Source organism: Wolbachia endosymbiont of Tuta absoluta (assembly GCF_059414725.1).
Genome location: NZ_JBNRJY010000154.1, coordinates 1 through 1,828 on the forward strand (window position 1 = coordinate 1; position 1,828 = coordinate 1,828).

Genomic DNA, 1,828 nt, shown 5'->3' on the forward strand with positions numbered 1-1,828 from the left:
TAAAGTGTTTGGGATGCTTAATAAGATACACTTATTTTCATAACTTTTAATGCTATCGTTTCAAAAATATTTTGAAAAGATGTGAAAACTTCCAAAGTTAGGATTACCCTGTAAATATCCTTTGCTTATAGTAGAAAAAAAAAACAGATTGAGGCAGCATGGTCTTGGTCATTAGTCTATAGCCATTTAAAATAAACAATGACAGTCACGTGCACAATCCGCCTAGGCAACCAAAGAGAAAACTATCTGTGGAGAAAACTTCATTCATTCATCTGTCAATGACAATCAGTTTTTTTTCATAAACGTCATATAAGTGGTAGGCAAACGAATTTTGTTTTCAGCAGCTTAGTTGTTGGAGCTAAACTAAGGCACTTTTCAAAATTTTAAATCTCTGATTAAGAAACAAAATAAAAAGTACTTGCCTTTTATTTAATGATGCGAATACTATCTATTAAGAATATAAAAGAGACTTGTTAGAAATTTGAAATGTTGTGGATTGATATCATGAGGAATACATCGGATTGACAAAAGACGACAAAGAAGCATTTACTTCCTTATTGGCTGTGATTAGTTTATATATCATTTTTATGAAAAGTTAAAGTTACATCAATTTGTTTCCAAAATTTTGTTTTATAGTTAGTTTTATATGGTAGGCGTAAATAATCTCTAGGCAGGCGTAATTAAGCTCAAGTTTTAATAGCGCCTGCCAATGATTTTTATTTTAAAATATTTTATTTCAAATATAAGTAGTTTAAAAACTTATTTTGTTTATTTGTTAGATTATTGTAACAAAAAAAGAATAAGTAAGTGTGAAATAATAATATAGAAACCAGAAGAGTACCTACTGACTAGCATAAAGTTATAAAGACTGATTACCATATTAACATAATTAGTACCTACAGAAAGGATTTCAATTAGAACTTAATAGTCAAGTATTTAATTAGAAATTAATCCCCCACGTAGTTTAAGTCTGCCAATGCGACTGTGTTTTATTTGAGGTTATATTTCATATTTGAAAAGTCTTACGTTACTCTGCTGTATGCTATTTCAAATTAAAATGTTCGAATTATATGACGTGCTTGTTTTCTTATTTAAAGTGTTATCTTTATCAGAAATATTCGCTTTCAAAGTAACATAGGCGGTAAATGCCGAATTCAGTATATATAAGTGTGTCTATTTTGTGTGTGGGATACGAACGAATACAAAACTGATTTATGCAAAACAGGCACGCGCCCGCGCCGCGGGTTGTTGAATCCGCGACGCGGTTGAACGCAGGCCGCGTCACGTAGCTCCAATCTTGTGTTTTGTAAAATCTGATCCGGAAACCGCGTGAGGGAGCGTTCGGCCTTAGTATTGAAATGATACGTAAAGAATGTAACGATAGCTCTGCGCTTTGGACGCAAGCCAGTTCCTAAAGATATTTTAGAATATCTTCCTACATTGATAGGCTAGGCTAGGCTAGTAGTTCACCGAACATAATAATATATAACACGCCTATATCCCTTGCGGAGCATAAACGGCCGTATCACAGTTATTTACGCCACATCTGACAAACATAGAGGGTCATTCAGAAAATCTTCCTTAGACCAAACAAACTGTATCTTTTACTAGCGCCCCGAGAAATAAGCAATAAAGATACTATATATTATTCGTCCTGGAACTTTAGCTGTTCGGTTAACAGCCAATATAATTGCTGGACATTTATTAATAACTCTATTAAGAGGAACAGGAAGTAGTCTACCAACATTTTTAATTATTTGTTTAATTTTTATCCAAATTTTATTATTAATCTTAGAAATTTGCCGTGTGATGCCGGCTTAGAATAGCA

General features: G+C 32.9%; 1 protein-coding gene. It reads left to right on the top strand.

Annotated elements, in window-relative coordinates; all coding sequences use genetic code 11:
* The first annotated feature begins 1,647 nt into the window (after positions 1-1,647).
* The gene (locus ACJ5GX_RS01670; RefSeq protein WP_495292631.1) at positions 1,648-1,821 is read left to right on the top strand and encodes a hypothetical protein; all 174 of its coding nucleotides are present in this window, start codon (positions 1,648-1,650) and stop codon (positions 1,819-1,821) included.
* Positions 1,822-1,828: the final 7 nt, after the last annotated feature.